The 14,166-nt window shown below is 76.0% G+C and carries 16 protein-coding genes; 14 read left to right on the top strand and 2 right to left on the bottom strand.

Annotated features, from left to right (window positions below; translation table 11 throughout):
- The first annotated feature begins 158 nt into the window (after positions 1-158).
- The 6 genes from ftsH to ACI78R_RS16865 are packed head-to-tail and all read left to right on the top strand — an operon-like array spanning position 159 to position 5,074.
- On the top strand, positions 159-2,201 hold the full coding sequence (ftsH, locus tag ACI78R_RS16890) for an ATP-dependent zinc metalloprotease FtsH (protein ID WP_457041554.1): 2,043 nt from the start codon (positions 159-161) through the stop codon (positions 2,199-2,201).
- The gene (folE, locus tag ACI78R_RS16885; protein WP_073418351.1) at positions 2,198-2,815 is read left to right on the top strand and encodes a GTP cyclohydrolase I FolE; all 618 of its coding nucleotides are present in this window, start codon (positions 2,198-2,200) and stop codon (positions 2,813-2,815) included. The genes ftsH and folE overlap by 4 nt, the downstream gene beginning before the upstream one ends.
- Before the next feature lie 10 nt (positions 2,816-2,825).
- Positions 2,826-3,689, top strand: coding sequence for a dihydropteroate synthase (gene folP / locus ACI78R_RS16880; protein WP_245794244.1), 864 nt, complete (start codon positions 2,826-2,828; stop codon positions 3,687-3,689).
- Positions 3,682-4,071, top strand: a complete 390-nt coding sequence (folB, locus tag ACI78R_RS16875; protein ID WP_457041553.1) for a dihydroneopterin aldolase — start codon at positions 3,682-3,684, stop codon at positions 4,069-4,071. Before folP ends, folB begins: the two co-directional genes overlap by 8 nt.
- A complete protein-coding gene (gene folK / locus ACI78R_RS16870) occupies positions 4,068-4,571 on the top strand; it encodes a 2-amino-4-hydroxy-6-hydroxymethyldihydropteridine diphosphokinase (RefSeq protein WP_457041552.1) in 504 nt (167 codons plus the stop codon). Before folB ends, folK begins: the two co-directional genes overlap by 4 nt.
- 5 nt (positions 4,572-4,576) lie before the next feature.
- The gene (locus tag ACI78R_RS16865; RefSeq protein WP_245794245.1) at positions 4,577-5,074 is read left to right on the top strand and encodes a DUF3180 domain-containing protein; all 498 of its coding nucleotides are present in this window, start codon (positions 4,577-4,579) and stop codon (positions 5,072-5,074) included.
- Here the strand turns inward: ACI78R_RS16865 and ACI78R_RS16860 are convergent.
- Positions 5,071-6,264, bottom strand: coding sequence for an ABC transporter ATP-binding protein (locus ACI78R_RS16860; RefSeq protein ID WP_457041551.1), 1,194 nt, complete (start codon positions 6,262-6,264; stop codon positions 5,071-5,073). The genes ACI78R_RS16865 and ACI78R_RS16860 overlap by 4 nt on opposite strands.
- A gap of 39 nt (positions 6,265-6,303) precedes the next feature.
- On the opposite strand from ACI78R_RS16860, the gene ACI78R_RS16855 reads away from it, so the two are divergent.
- The 4 genes from ACI78R_RS16855 (at position 6,304) to ACI78R_RS16840 (ending at position 10,328) form a co-directional block, all read left to right on the top strand.
- Complete coding sequence (locus tag ACI78R_RS16855) at positions 6,304-6,999, top strand: ABC transporter permease (protein ID WP_217651151.1); 696 nt, start codon at positions 6,304-6,306, stop codon at positions 6,997-6,999.
- Positions 6,996-7,733: an ABC transporter permease gene (locus ACI78R_RS16850; protein WP_457041550.1), complete on the top strand. Its 738-nt coding sequence runs from the start codon at positions 6,996-6,998 to the stop codon at positions 7,731-7,733. Before ACI78R_RS16855 ends, ACI78R_RS16850 begins: the two co-directional genes overlap by 4 nt.
- 158 nt (positions 7,734-7,891) lie before the next feature.
- Positions 7,892-8,905 (top strand): glycine betaine ABC transporter substrate-binding protein, encoded by a 1,014-nt coding sequence (locus tag ACI78R_RS16845; protein WP_457041549.1) that lies wholly within the window; start codon positions 7,892-7,894, stop codon positions 8,903-8,905.
- 94 nt (positions 8,906-8,999) lie between these two features.
- Positions 9,000-10,328, top strand: a complete 1,329-nt coding sequence (locus ACI78R_RS16840) for a DUF6779 domain-containing protein (RefSeq protein WP_457041548.1) — start codon at positions 9,000-9,002, stop codon at positions 10,326-10,328.
- Positions 10,329-10,341: 13 nt separating this feature from the next.
- Here the strand turns inward: ACI78R_RS16840 and ACI78R_RS16835 are convergent, their stop codons facing one another.
- Positions 10,342-11,088, bottom strand: coding sequence for an SDR family oxidoreductase (locus tag ACI78R_RS16835; protein WP_073419475.1), 747 nt, complete (start codon positions 11,086-11,088; stop codon positions 10,342-10,344).
- Positions 11,089-11,406: 318 nt separating this feature from the next.
- Between ACI78R_RS16835 and ACI78R_RS16830 the strand changes: the two genes are divergently transcribed.
- The 4 genes from ACI78R_RS16830 to ACI78R_RS16815 all read left to right on the top strand — a co-directional run.
- The gene (locus ACI78R_RS16830; protein WP_457041547.1) at positions 11,407-12,351 is read left to right on the top strand and encodes a Rossmann-like and DUF2520 domain-containing protein; all 945 of its coding nucleotides are present in this window, start codon (positions 11,407-11,409) and stop codon (positions 12,349-12,351) included.
- The gene (gene panC / locus ACI78R_RS16825; RefSeq protein WP_457041546.1) at positions 12,348-13,208 is read left to right on the top strand and encodes a pantoate--beta-alanine ligase; all 861 of its coding nucleotides are present in this window, start codon (positions 12,348-12,350) and stop codon (positions 13,206-13,208) included. The genes ACI78R_RS16830 and panC overlap by 4 nt, the downstream gene beginning before the upstream one ends.
- Entirely contained in the window at positions 13,205-13,630 is a 426-nt protein-coding gene (panD, locus tag ACI78R_RS16820; RefSeq protein ID WP_073418362.1) for an aspartate 1-decarboxylase, read from the top strand. The genes panC and panD overlap by 4 nt, the downstream gene beginning before the upstream one ends.
- Positions 13,627-14,166: FAD-dependent oxidoreductase (locus tag ACI78R_RS16815; protein ID WP_457041545.1), on the top strand; the 540-nt coding region annotated here is incomplete at its 3' end. The genes panD and ACI78R_RS16815, both read left to right, overlap by 4 nt.

Raw genomic sequence — 14,166 nt, 5'->3', positions numbered from 1 at the left:
TCACGCACAGGGGGCACACAGCCGCGCCGGTGTACCGTCGTCGCAACGACGCTGCACCGAGCGCCAGGGTGCCCGCCCGGGTCGCGCGGCGCGTCACCCGGACGATCAGGAGGGTCGACGGGCCAGGCCGGAGCCCTCCGGTCGCCCGGCATCGGTGTATGGAACGCAAGAAGATCTTCCGCTCCGTGTGGTTCTGGGTCGTCCTCGTCGTCCTGGTCGCCCTCGGCCTGTCCGCCGTGTTCAGCGGGGGCTCGGCCTACGAGCCGGTCCGGACGTCGGTCGCGCTCGAGCAGATCGAGTCGGGCAACGTCGAGCAGGTCACGATCAACGACAAGGAACAGACGCTCGACCTCGACCTGACCGACCCGGTCGACGGCAACGACCAGATCAGCGCGTCCTACCCGATCGGCGCCTCCGACGACGTCTTCGCGCTCGTCTCCGGCCTCGGCGCCGACGGTGAGAGCACCGGCGACGGCGTCGACTTCACGACGAACGTCACCCAGGACAGCATCCTCGCGAGCATCCTGATCAGCTTCCTGCCGTTCCTGATCCTCCTGCTCCTGCTGTTCTGGCTGTTCAACTCCATGCAGGGCGGCGGCCGGGGCGTGATGGCCTTCGGCAAGTCCAAGGCCAAGCAGATCACCAAGGACACCCCGAAGACGACGTTCGCCGACGTCGCCGGGGCCGACGAGGCGATCGAGGAGCTCCAGGAGATCAAGGACTTCCTGGCCAACCCGGTCAAGTTCCAGGCCGTTGGCGCGAAGATCCCCAAGGGCGTGCTGCTGTTCGGCCCGCCCGGCACCGGCAAGACGCTGCTCGCCCGCGCGGTGGCCGGCGAGGCCGGGGTGCCGTTCTTCTCGATCTCCGGCTCGGACTTCGTCGAGATGTTCGTCGGTGTCGGCGCCAGCCGCGTGCGCGACCTGTTCGAGCAGGCCAAGACCAACGCGCCGGCGATCATCTTCGTCGACGAGATCGACGCCGTCGGCCGCCACCGCGGCGCCGGCATGGGCGGCGGACACGACGAGCGGGAGCAGACGCTCAACCAGATGCTCGTCGAGATGGACGGCTTCGACGTCAAGGGCGGCGTCATCATGATCGCCGCCACGAACCGGCCGGACATCCTCGACCCGGCGCTGCTGCGCCCGGGCCGCTTCGACCGGCAGATCGCCGTCGACCGCCCCGACCTCGAGGGCCGCAAGCAGATCCTCGAGGTGCACGCCAAGGGCAAGCCGCTCGCCCCCGACGTCGACCTCGGGACCGTCGCCCGCCGCACCCCCGGCTTCACCGGAGCCGACCTCGCCAACGTCCTCAACGAGGGCGCGCTGCTCACCGCCCGCGGCAACGGCACGCAGATCACCGACGCCACGCTCGAGGAGGCGATCGACCGCGTCATCGCCGGCCCCGAGCGCAAGACGCGGGCGATGAGCGAGAAGGAGAAGAAGGTCACCGCCTACCACGAGGGCGGCCACGCCCTGGTGGCGCACGCACTGCCCAACCTGGACCCGGTGCACAAGGTGACGATCCTGCCGCGCGGCCGCTCGCTCGGGCACACGCTCGTGCTGCCGACCGAGGACAAGTACACCCAGACCCGGTCGGAGATGATCGACACCCTGGCCTACGCCCTCGGCGGGCGCGCGGCCGAGGAACTGGTCTTCCACGAGCCGACGACGGGCGCCGGCAACGACATCGAGAAGGCCACCTCCATGGCCCGCGCGATGGTCACCCAGTACGGCATGAGCGCCAAGCTCGGCGCGGTGAAGTACGGCAGCACCGAGGGCGAGCCGTTCCTCGGCCGGGACATGGGCTCGCGGCCGGACTACTCCGAGGCCGTCGCCGCCGACATCGACGGCGAGATCCGCGCGCTCATCGAGGCCGCCCACGACGAGGCGTGGGAGATCCTCGTGGAGTACCGGGGCGTCCTCGACCAGCTCGTCCTCGAGCTGATCGAGAAGGAGACCCTCTCCAAGGAGGACATGGCCCGCATCTGCGCGCCGGTCGTCAAGCGCCCGTCGATGGCCCCCTACAACGGCTTCGGCAAGCGCACCCCCTCCGACCAGCCGCCGGTGCTCACCCCCGCCGAGCAGGCCGCCCTGGCCAACGGCAACGGGCACGGCGCCACCGCCGCCAACGGCAACGGCGTGGGCCTCGTGAAGGGCGGCAGCAACCCGGTCGGTGACGTCGGCGCCCCCGCTCAGCGGTGAGCGAGCTCCCCGAGGAACCGGGGGACGAGGTCCGCGCGGACCCGTCCCGGATCGACGCCGCCCGCGCTGAGGCGGCCGTCCGCGAGCTGCTGATCGCGGTGGGGGAGGACCCCGACCGCCCGGGCCTGCGCGACACCCCGGCCCGGGTGGCCCGCGCCTACGCGGAGACCTTCGCCGGGCTTTGGCAGGACCCGGCGGAGGTCCTCGCGACCACGTTCGACGAGGACCACGACGAGCTGGTGCTGGTCAAGGACATCCCGATGTACTCGACCTGCGAGCACCACCTGGTGCCCTTCCACGGCGCCGCGCACGTCGGGTACATCCCCGGCGAGGACGGCAAGGTCACCGGGCTGTCGAAGATCGCCCGGCTGGTCGACGTCTACGCCCGCCGGCCGCAGGTCCAGGAGCGGATGACCCGGCAGATCGCCGACGCGCTGGCCGACGTCCTCAAGCCGCGCGGCGTGATCGTCGTCATCGAGGCCGAGCACCTGTGCATGGGCATGCGCGGCATCCGCAAGCCCGGCTCGACGACGGTCACCTCCGCCGTGCGCGGCATGTTCCGCGACAACGCCGCCACCCGCGCCGAGGCGATGAGCCTCGTCCTCGGACGATGACCGCCGGCCGGTGACCGGGACCGCGCCGCGGCTGCTGCACCCGGGGCGGTGCGTGGTGATGGGCGTCCTCAACGTCACCCCCGACTCCTTCTCCGACGGCGGCTGCTTCGCCGACCGGGACTCCGCCGTCGCGCACGGGCTGGCGATGGCCGCGGCCGGCGCCGACTACGTCGACGTGGGCGGCGAGTCCACCCGCCCGGGCGCCGACCGGGTCGACGCCGCGGAGGAGCGCCGCCGCGTCGTCCCGGTGGTCGCCGAGCTCGCCGCGGCCGGGGTGCGGGTCAGCGTCGACACCACCCGCACGGAGGTGGCCGCCGCCGCGCTGGAGGCCGGGGCGGTGCTCGTCAACGACATCAGCGGCGGGCTGGCCGACGAGGGCATGGCCGCGCTGGTCGCCGACGCCGGCGTCCCGTGGGTGCTCATGCACTGGCGCGGCCACAGCCGCGAGATGTACGCCCACGCCGAGTACGGCGACGTCGTCGCCGAGGTGTGCACGGAGCTGACCGCCCGGGTCGACGCCGCGCTGTCGGCCGGCGTCGACGCCGCGCAGCTCGTCCTCGACCCCGGCCTCGGCTTCGCCAAGCAGGCGGCGCACAACTGGGCGCTGCTCGCCGGGCTGCCGCGGGTGGTCGCCCTCGGCCTGCCGGTGCTGGTGGGCGCCTCCCGAAAGACCTTCCTGGGCCGGCTGCTCGCCGGGCCCGACGGTGCGGTGCGCCCCGCGGCCGGGCGCGACGGCGCCACGCTGGCCACCACCGTCCTGGCCGCCGAGGCCGGCGCCTGGGGCGTGCGGGTGCACGACGCCGCGGGCTCGGCCGACGCCGTCCGCACCGTGGCGGCCGTGCAGCGCGCCCGCGAGGAGGCCCGGCGTGACTGAGCGGCGCACCCCCGACCGCACCCCGGACCGGATCGCCGTCCGCGGCCTCACCGCGCACGCCCACCACGGCGTCTACGGCTTCGAGCGCGAGAACGGGCAGACGTTCTCCGTCGACGCCGTCCTCGAGGTCGACACCGCGCCCGCCGCGGCCACCGACGACCTCGCGCTCACGGTCAACTACGCCGAGCTGGCCCAGCGGCTGCACGCGGTGCTCACCGGCGAGCCGGTGGACCTGCTCGAGACGCTGTGCGCGCAGCTGGCCGACGTCTGCCTCGCCGACCCGCTGGTGCAGGCGGTCGAGATCACCGTGCACAAGCCGCAGGCCGACCTCGGCGTCCCCTTCGACGACGTCACCGTCACCATCCGGCGTGAGCGGGCATGACCCGCGCCGTCCTCTCCCTGGGCGCCAACCTCGGCGACCGCGCGGGGACCCTGCGCTCCGCGATCGACGCGCTCAAGGCCGACGGGCTGGTGGCCCGCTCGACGCTGTTCGAGACGCCGCCCTGGGGGCCGGTGGAGCAGCCGCCGTACCTCAACGCCGTCGTGTTCGTGCGCGGCGACCGCGACGCCGCCGGCTGGCTGGCCCGGGCGCACGAGCTGGAGCAGGCCGCCGGTCGCACCCGCGAGGTCCGCTGGGGCGCGCGGACCCTCGACGTCGACGTCGTCACGGTGACCGCCGACGACGGCAGCCCCGTGCTCTCCGGCGACCCCGTCCTCACGCTGCCGCACCCCCGCGCGCACGAGCGGGCGTTCGTGCTGGTGCCGTGGCTGTCGCTGGACCCCACGGCGGTGCTGCCCGGGCACGGGAGGGTCGCCGACCTCGTCGCCGCGCTGCCGCCTGACGACGTGGCGGCGGTCGCGCGCTGGGAGCACCTCCATTGAGGCCGGTGAGCCGCCGCGACCTGGTCGTCGTCGCGGTCGGGCTGGCGCTGGCCTCGTGGCTGGTCGTGCGCGCCACCTACGGCAGCCTGCCGCCGCTGCGCTGGTGGCTGCCCGTGCCGCTGGCCGTGCTCGCCGTCGCCGAGGCGCTCGGTGCCCGCACGCTGCGCACCCGGCTGGCCGCCCAGCGCGCCGCCCGCCGCGGCAGTGACCCGGGGCCGGGCGCGCCGCTGGTGCGCCCGGTCGAGCCGATGCTCGTCGCCCGCCTGGCGGTGCTCGCCCAGGCCAGCGCCTACGTCGGTGCGGTCTTCGCCGGCGTGTGGGCGGGCGTCCTGCTGCACGTGGCGCCCGCGGTGTCCCGGCTGGAGGCGGCGGGCGGTGACACGGTCACGGCCGTCGTGGGCGTCGCCTGCGCCGCCGCGCTCACGGCCGCCGCACTGTGGCTGGAGTCGGTGTGCCGGGTCCCGCCGGACGAGGACGACCCGCCCGGCGGCGTCCGCGCCTAGGCGCGCGCGGCGCCGGCCACCTCGGGCACGGTGCCCTCCACCGACCGGCGCAGCGCGGCGTGCAGCGACTCCGGCGTCAGCACCCCGAGGAAGACGTCGCCGTCGAGCACGGCCACCCAGCCGGCCTCGTGCTGCAGCATCGTGGCGAACGCCGTCTTGAGCGTCGCGTCGACCGGCACCCACGCCTCCATCCGGCGCGCCGCCGAGCCCACCGTGCCGGCACCGGTGGCCCGCTCGGCCGACAGCCACCCGTGCAGCCGCCCGTCGTCGTCGAGGACGACGGCCCAGCGCGCGCCCGCCGCGGTCATGGAGGCGCGGGCGTCGGCCAGGCCGTCGGCCACGTGCACCACCGGCGGCCGCTCGAGGTCGTCGACGGAGATGCCGGTGACCGCCAGCCGCTTGAGGCCCCGGTCGGAGCCGACGAAGTCCGCGACGAAGGCGTTGGCCGGGCGGCCGAGCAGGTCGGCCGGGGGAGCGAACTGCTCCACCCGCCCGCCGGTGCTCATCACCGCGATCCGGTCGCCGATGCGGACGGCCTCCTCGATGTCGTGGGTGACGAAGACGATGGTCTTGCGCACCGTCTCCTGCAGCCGGAGGAACTCCGTCTGCAGCCGCTCGCGCACCACCGGGTCGACGGCGGAGAACGGCTCGTCCATGAGCAGGACGGCGGGGTCGGCGGCCAGCGCCCGCGCCACCCCGGCCCGCTGGCGCTGCCCGCCGGAGAGCTGGGCGGGGTAGCGGTCGCCGTGGACGGCGGGGTCGAGGCCCACCGTGGCCAGCAGCTCGTCCACGCGGTCGCGGGTGCGCCGCTTGTCCCACCCGAGCAGCCGCGGCACCGTCGCGACGTTCGCGCGCACCGTCTGGTGGGGGAAGAGCCCCACGTTCTGGATGACGTAGCCGATGCGGCGGCGCAGCCGGTCGGGGTCGACGCGGGTGACGTCCTCGCCGCCGAGCAGGATCCGCCCGCTGGTCGGCTCGATGACCCGGTTGATCATCTTCATGGTCGTCGTCTTGCCGCAGCCCGAGGGCCCGACGAGCACCGACAGCTCGCCGGCGGCGAAGGTCAGGTCGAGCTCCTGCACGCCGACGGTGCCGTCGGCGTAGACCTTCCCCACGCCCTCGAGGCGGATCTCCTGGGCGGTGCCGTCCGGGCCCGGGCCCTCCGAGCGGCTCGCGGCAGTAGCGTCCACGGGGTGACCTCCCTGGGTACGCGCCCTCTGCTGGACGCGGTGAGCGACCCCGCGGTGGGGCTGCTCGCGGTGGACGAGGCCCCGAACCCCTGGTTCGACCCGTCCTACGTGACCGACAACTGGGACAGCATCCTCGCCTACACCGGCGAGCACGTCCGCCTGACCGTGCTCGCCGTCCTGATCGGGGCGGCCCTCGCGCTGCCGCTGGCGCTGGTCGCCCGCCGCAGCCGCTACCTGTCGGCGCCGGTCCTGGGCCTGTCCACGGTCGTCTACACGATCCCGTCGCTGGCGCTGTTCGCGCTGCTGGTGCCCTTCACCGGCCTGTCGTCGAACACCGTGCTCATCGGCCTGGTGGCGTACTCGCTGGTCATCCTGGTGCGCAACTTCCTCGCCGGCCTGCAGGGCGTGCCGGCCGACGTGCGGGAGGCCGCCCGCGGCATGGGCCTGTCCGGCGCCCAGACGCTGTGGCGGGTGGACCTGCCGCTGGCCCTGCCGGCGATCATGGCCGGCCTGCGGATCGCGACGGTGTCGACCGTCGCGCTCACCACCGTGGGCGTCCTCGTCGGGCACGGCGGGCTGGGGCAGCTGATCACCGGCGGCTTCGCGTCGAACTTCTACCGGGCCGAGATCGTCACCGGCGCCGTCGGCTGCGTGCTGCTGGCGCTGCTCGCCGACGCGCTGCTCGCGGGCGCCGAACGGCTGCTCACCCCCTGGTCGCGGGCGGCACGGGCATGAACGACTTCGAGCGGGCGATCGTCTACCTCAACGACCCCTTCAACTGGAGCCGGCCCAACGGCATCGCCGACCTCGCCGTCGAGCACCTGACCATCTCCCTGGTCGCCGTCCTCGCCGCGATGGTGGTGGCCCTGCCGATTGGCACGGCCCTGGGCACCTCCCGCCGCGGCGGCGGCCTGGTGGTCGGGCTGTCCAACGTGAGCCGCGCGGTGCCCACGCTGGCGCTGCTCACCCTCTTCGCGGTCAGCCCGATCGGCTTCGGCAACCGGGCGACCACCATCGCGCTCGCCGTCTTCGCCGTCCCGCCGATCCTCACGAACACCTTCGTCGGCTTCCGCGGCGTCGACCCCGAGGTCCGCGAGGCCGCCCGCGGCATGGGCATGAGCCGGGGCCAGGTGCTCACCCGGGTGGAGCTGCCGCTCGCCCTCCCGCTGCTGATGACCGGCATCCGGACGGCGGCCGTCCAGGTCGTGGCGACGGCGGGGCTGGCCGCGCTGGTCGGCGGCGGGGGACTGGGCCGGCTGATCAACCTCGGCTTCGGCCAGCAGGACTACGGCGTGATGATCGCCGGGGCCATCGCGGTGGCCGGGCTGGCGCTGCTCACCGAGGCGGTGCTGGCCCTGGTGTCGTGGCTGGTGACGCCCGGACCGCGCCGGCTGCCGTTCCTGCAGGTCAGGCGGGCGGAGGACGCCGGCGCCGTTCCGGAACCGACCGCATCCGGCGTCCCGCTGTGAGCCAGGTCTCGCGCTGACGGCGTCCGTGTAACGACCCCGCAACACATCCGCGGCTCGATTGCCGTCGGTCGCCGGCCGGGGGTTGCATGTGCGCCGCGGGGACCCCCGCCAGACACGCGTCGCGGCCGCCCGCCGCACGGGACACAGAAGGCGGAACCATGCGCAAGCAGCGCGCCCTCGCCCCCCTCCTCCTCGCCGGACTCCTGCTCACCGCCGCGTGCGGCGAGTCGGGCTCCTCGGGCACCGGCGGCTCCACCGGCGCCAGCGGCTCGGCCGCCGGCGGCGACGCCTGCGCCCCGGTGGCCGGCGACCAGCTCGTCGTCCTCGAGGACGACCAGGAGCTGCAGAACGCCGACAACATCGTCCCGGCGGTCACCTCGGCCACCGCCGCCGCCAACCCGGCCCTGCTGCCGGCGCTGGACGCGGTCTCCGAGGCGATGACCACCGACCAGCTCATCGAGCTCAACGCCGCCGTCGACGTCGAGCGGCAGAGCGCCGAGGACGTCGCCGCCGGCTGGGTCGCCGAGAGCGGCGTGACCGACGGCCTCGAGCAGGGCAGCGGCCCGATCGTGGTCGGCGCCGGCAACTTCACCGAGTCGACGATCCTGGCCAACGTCTACGCCGGGGTGCTCGACGCCGCTGGCTTCGACGCCTCGGTGCGCGAGGTCGGCAACCGCGACCTCTACCTGCCGGCGCTCATCTCCGGCACCGACCTGCAGGTCTTCCCCGAGTACCTGGCCACGGTCACCGAGGCGGTCAACAAGCAGGTCAACGGCCCCGAGGCCGCGCCGATCGCCAGCGGCGACGCCCAGGCCACCCGCGACGCGCTGCAGCCGCTGGCCGACCAGGTCGGGCTCACCTTCGGCACGCCGTCGCAGGCCGCCGACCAGAACGCGTTCGCGGTCACGCAGGAGTTCGCCGAGGGGCTGGGCGTCACGACGCTCTCGGAGCTGGCCGACGCCTGCGGCGACGGCTCGCTGGTCCTCGGCGGCCCGGCCGAGTGCCCGACCCGCCCGTTCTGCCAGCCCGGCCTCGAGGACACCTACGGCCTGACCTTCGCCGAGTTCCGCGAGTTCGACGCCGGCGGCCCGCTCACCAAGGCCGCCATCCAGCAGGGCGAGGTCTCCATCGGCCTCGTGTTCAGCTCCGACGGCGCGCTCGCCCAGGGCTGACCCGCTCGGCACCACCAGAGCGAGCCCTCGGCTCCGCCACACGGGACGTATCCGTGCCGGAGTCGGGGGCTCGCTCAGCGTTACCCTGAGGACCATGCGTGCCACGGGGGAGGACGGCCCGGCCCGTCGCGGTGCCGGCGGGTCCTCTCCGTGGCGGGCGGCGGGCCTGGCGCTCGGCTGCCTGGCGGCCGTCGCCGCCACCGCCGTCGTCTTCCTGAGCGACGACCCGACGATCCTGCGGATCGCCGTCGTCTCCGTGGCCTGGGCGTGCCTGCTGGCCGCCTTCGCGACCGCCCGCCCCGCCGCCGACGACGACGGTGCCGCCGCCCGCACCGAGGCCGACCTGCGCGCCGCCCACCGCCGCGAGGTCGCCGAGGTCCGCGACGCCGAGCGGGAGCGCACCGACCGGGTCCGCCGCGACTCCGAGGACGCCATGCGCCGCGAGCTCGACGCGCTGCGCGGGGAGCTCGCCGGCCTGCGCGAGGGCCTGTCCGGCCTGGGCGCGCTGCGGCAGGAGGTCGCCGCCGTCGGCGCCCTGTCCGGGGAGCTGCGCGGCGAGCTGGCCGAGCTCACCGGACTGCGGGCCGACGTCGGGCGGCTGCGCGCCGAGCTCACCGGGCAGCTCTCGGGCCAGCTCTCCGGGGAGATGCGCGTCGAGCGGGTCGTCATGCACGCCCAGTCGGTCCGCACGGGTCCCGGCCGCGAGACGCTGGAGCCCGCCACCTCCGCCTGGCCGGCCGACGTCGCGCGCGAGCTGACCGGCGCCTGGCCGGCCGCCCCGGCGCCGGCCACCGTCGCGGCCCCCGCGTCCCGGCCCGAACCGGTCGCCGAGGTCCGTCCGGAGCCGCTGCCCGCGGTGCGCCCCGAGCCCGTCGCGGTCCCGGTGGCCGCCTCCGTCGCGGCCCGGCCCCGGCCCGCCGTGCCCGTGCCGCCGCCGGCCCGCCCGGCTGCCGGGTCGCCCCGCGAGTGGCTCGCCGCCCGCGGCATGCTCGACGACCGCCCCGCCGTGCCGCCGGTCCCCGTCCCGCCGGTCCCCGTCCCGGCGGCTCCCGCCGCGCCGGCCGTCGTCCCCCCGGTCCCCGTCCCGGCGGCCGCCGAGCGCGCGCCGCACCGCCGGCGCACCGACCCGCCGCCGTCCGCGCACCGGGCGCCGGCTCCCTACGAGCAGGTCACCGTGCAGCGGCCCGCCGTGCACGCCACCGCGGCCGGCCACGGCGCGACCGCCGCGCCGGGAGTGCCGCCCGTCGTCGTCCCGGTCCCGTCCCCGGTCCTGGCTCCGGTCGCGACCGCGGACGACGACCCCGGCGCGGCGCGGCTGGCGCAGATCCTCGCCGAGAGCGGCGTGCGGCCCGGCGGCCGCCGCCGGCGCTACCGCGAGGACGACGCGGGCGAGGACGTCCTCGCCCGCGTCCTCGGCCGCTAGCCGGACCGACGGGTCAGGCGGGGCCGCGGGACAGCGCGCCGCCGTCGAGCACCAGCGTCTGGCCGGTGACCCAGCCGGCACCGAGCAGGTAGGCCGCCGCCTCCCCGACGTCCTCCGGCTCGCCGAGCCGCCCGGCGGGGTAGGCGCGGGCGGCCTCGGCCTCGCGGCCCTCGTAGAGGGCGCCGGCGAACCGGGTCTTCACGACCGCCGGGGCGACCGCGTTGACCGTCACCGTGGGCCCGAGCTCGACGGCGAGCTGGGTGACCAGGTTGATCAGCGCGGCCTTGCTGACGCCGTAGCCGCCGATCATCGGCGAGGCCTTGAGACCCGCCACCGAGGCGACGACGAGCACCGAGCCGCCGTGCTCGCCCATCCACGCGCGCCAGGCCTCCTGCACCAGCCCGAGCGTGCCGACGACGTTGGTGTCGAGGATCTTGCGGAACGCGTCGAGCTCGAGGTCGACCATCGGCCCGTAGACCGGGTTGATTCCCACGTTGCCGACCAGGTGGTCGAGGCTGCCGAACCGCTCGACGGCGGTGCGCACGGCCTCCGCGCGGTGCGCCGCGTCCCCGGCGTTGCCCGGGACGCCGACGGCGACGTCCGGCCCGCCGAGCGACGCCACGGCCTCCTCCAGCGCCTCGGGCTTGCGGGCGGTGAGCACCACCCGCGCCCCCCGGTCGACCAGGCTGCGCGCGATCGCCAGCCCGATGCCCCGGCTGCCGCCGGTGACCAGTGCGGTGCGCCCCTCGAACGTCTGCACGCCAGCTCCCTCGTGTCCGCCGGCGACCGCGTCGGCGCCGGTGCCGCCGCTCACCGTAGGGGCGGCGCGAGGGGCCGTTCCCCGCCACCCCGGGCCGCCCGGACGGGGGAGTGACCCACTCCACAGGCCCCGTGCGTTGCAGGGGGCCCCGGGGCGTCACACACTCGCCATCGGCGCGTCGCCCGCGTGACACACCCGGTCGCAGCGGACGCCCCGCCGGCACCACTCAGTACGACCCCGCACACCCGGCGCGACGACGACGTCGCACCGGCCACCGAGTCCGGTACCCGCGAGGGACTGGAACGAGAGGTGACCGCGATGCCTGCTGCCCGCAGGACCTCCCGCGCCGCCGGGCTCCCGCCCGCCGCGCACGCACCCGCCCGGCTCCGCGTCGGCGTCGTCGGTGCCGGCCGCGTCGGCGCCGTCCTGGGCGCCGCCCTCGCCGCTGCCGGCCACGACGTGGTCGCCGCCTCCGGCGTCTCCGCCGCCTCCGCCGAGCGTGCCGCCCGGCTGCTGCCCGGCGTCCCCCTGCTGCCCGCCGACGAGGTGGTCGCAGCCGCGGACCTCGTCGTGCTCGCCGTGCCCGACGACATCCTCGCCGGCCTGGTCGCCGGACTCGCCGGCACCGGCTCCTGGCGGCCCGGCCAGCTGGCCTTCCACACCTCCGGCGCGCACGGCCTGGCCGCCCTCGCGCCCGCGGAGGAGGCCGGCGTCCTGCCGCTGGCGCTGCACCCGGCGATGACCTTCACGGGCGCCCCCGAGGACGCCGACCGCCTCGCCGGCGCCCCGTTCGGCGTCACCAGCCGCCCGGAGCACCGGCCCGTCGCCGAGACGCTGGTGCTCGAGATGGGCGGCGAGCCGTTCTTCATCGCCGAGGAGGACCGGCGGCTCTACCACGCCGCGCTGGTCACCGGCGCCAACCACCTGGTCACCCTCGTCGCCGAGGCCGCCGACCTGCTGCGCGCCGCCGGCGTCGACGCGCCCGCCCGCGTGCTCGCCCCGCTGCTCACCGCCGCGCTGGACAACGGTCTGCGCCGCGGCGACCGCGGGCTCACCGGGCCGGTCAGCCGGGGCGACGTCGGCACGGTCGCCGACCACCTGCACACGCTCACCGAGCGGGCGCCGGCCTCCGTCGCCGCCTACGTCGCCATGGCGCAGCGCACCACCGAGCGGGCGCTGGCCGCGGGCCGGCTCAAGCGGCACGAGGGCGCCCCGCTGCTCGACCTCCTGTACGAGGCCGCCGACCCGGCGGGCTCCCGGTGACCACCGGCACCAGCACCACCCCCGCCGTCGCCGAGACCTCCGCCGAGCTGCGGGAGGTCGTCGCCGGCCTGCCCGGCCCGGTCGCCCTGGTCCCCACGATGGGGGCGCTGCACGAGGGCCACCGCACGCTGGTCCGCGCCGCCCGCGAGCGCGCCGGCAGCGTCGTCGTCTCGGTGTTCGTCAACCCGACCCAATTCGGGCCCGGCGAGGACCTCGACCGCTACCCCCGCACCTGGGACGCCGACCTCGCCGCCCTCACCGAGGAGCACGCCGACGCGGTCTTCCACCCGCCGGTCGAGGAGGTCTACCCGCCCGGGTCGCTCGGCGTGACCGTCGACCCCGGCCCGCTCGGCGCGGTCCTCGAGGGTGCCGTGCGGCCCGGCCACTTCGCGGGCGTGCTCACCGTCGTCGCCAAGCTGTTCGGCCTGGCGCGGCCCGACCTCGCGTTCTTCGGCGAGAAGGACTACCAGCAGCTCACGCTGGTGCGGGCCATGGTCCGCGAGCTGGCGCTGCCGGTGGAGGTCGTCGGCGTCCCCACCGTCCGCGAGGACGACGGCATGGCCCTGTCCAGCCGCAACCGCTACCTGACCCCGGAAGAGCGGGCCCGGGCCGCGACGTTGAACAGGGCGTTGCGGTCCGGTGCGGACGCCGGCCCCGACGGCGCCGACGCCGTCCTCGCCGCCGCGCGCGCGGTGCTCGCCGGCGCGCCGGAGCTCGTCGCCGACTACCTCGCGCTCACCGACCCCGACCTCGGCCCCGCGCCCGCGGCCGGCCCCGCCCGCCTCCTGCTGGCCGCCCGCGCCGGCAGCACCCGACTCCTCGACAACACCGCCGTCCAGCTGGGAGAGCCCCGATGATGCGCACGATGCTCAAGTCCAAGATCCACCGGGCGACGGTGACGCAGGCCGACCTGCACTACGTCGGCTCGGTCACGGTCGACGAGGACCTCCTCGACGCCGCCGACCTCATCCCCGGGGAGCAGGTCGCGATCGTCGACATCACCAACGGCGCGCGGCTGGAGACCTACGTCATCCCCGGCGAGCGCGGCAGCGGCGTCATCGGCATCAACGGCGCCGCCGCGCACCTCGTGCACCCCGGCGACATGGTCATCCTCATCAGCTACGGCCTGATGGACGAGACCGAGGCGAAGAGCTACATCCCGAAGGTCGTGCACGTCGACGGCGACAACCGCGTCGTCGAGCTCGGCGGCGACCCGTCGGCGCCGGTGCCCGGCGCGACCGACCAGCGGCGCAGCGACCTGGGTGTGCCGGTCCGGTGAGCTCCCTGACGACGCCGTCGGTCACCGGCCTGCCCACCCGCCTGGCCGCCCCGGCGCCGGGCTGGGAGCTGTCGGCCGACGTCTGCGTCGTCGGGTCCGGCGTCGCCGGGCTGTGCGTTGCCCTGCACGCGCGGGCGGCGGGCCTGTCGGTCGCCGTCGTCACCAAGGTGCGCGTCGACGACGGGTCGACCCGCTGGGCGCAGGGCGGCATCGCCGCCGTCCTCGACCCGGCCGACACCCCCGACGCGCACGCGCGCGACACCGAGGTGGCCGGCGTCGGGCTGTGCGAGCCCGCCGCCGTGCAGGCGCTGGTGACCGAGGGGCCCGGGCGGCTGCACCAGCTCATCGACTGGGGCGCCGCCTTCGACCGCGACCCCGGCGGCCGGCTGCTGCTCACCCGCGAGGGCGGGCACTCGGCCGACCGGATCGTGCACGCCGGCGGCGACGCCACCGGCTCGGAGGTGGCGCGCGCGCGGCCCCCCGCCCGCCTCGCCGACCCCCGCGTCACGCTCGTCGCTCACCCGATGGTGCTCGAA

The sequence above is a fragment of the Geodermatophilus sp. SYSU D01106 genome, from assembly GCF_054049995.1.
Note: the sequence above shows the minus strand (reverse complement) of the source record. Positions and strands in the feature narration are given on the sequence as shown.